Raw genomic sequence first — 296 nt, 5'->3', positions numbered from 1 at the left:
GTCACCGCCCAGCGGGTGGCCTGGGCTTCGGGGTCGATACGCTCGAGCAGCTCGGGTGGGCCGGCGATAAAGCCCAGGCGCAAGCCCGGGGCCACGCTCTTGGACAGGCTGCTGATCAGCAGACAGCGTTCGGGCACCTGCACCGCCAGCGGGGCGGCGCTGCCGAGCACGCCGTAGACGTCATCCTCGACGATCCACAGGCCGCGTCGGCGCGCCACCACGGCGATTGCGGCGCGGCGCTCGCGTGGTGGTGCTTACCCCCTGCCTGCAGAACCCCACCGGCGCCCGTCTGGATG

The 296-nt window shown here is 72.3% G+C and carries 1 pseudogene; it reads right to left on the bottom strand.

The window, feature by feature from the left end:
• Positions 1–242: pseudogene (locus GYB81_RS22940) on the bottom strand (aminotransferase class I/II-fold pyridoxal phosphate-dependent enzyme); the annotation flags it as partial.
• Positions 243–296: the final 54 nt, after the last annotated feature.

The sequence above is a fragment of the Pseudomonas yangonensis genome (genome assembly GCF_009932725.1).
Lineage (GTDB): Bacteria > Pseudomonadota > Gammaproteobacteria > Pseudomonadales > Pseudomonadaceae > Aquipseudomonas > Aquipseudomonas yangonensis.
The sequence above is the reverse complement of the archived record's forward strand: the minus strand, read 5'-3'. Positions and strand labels throughout refer to the sequence as shown.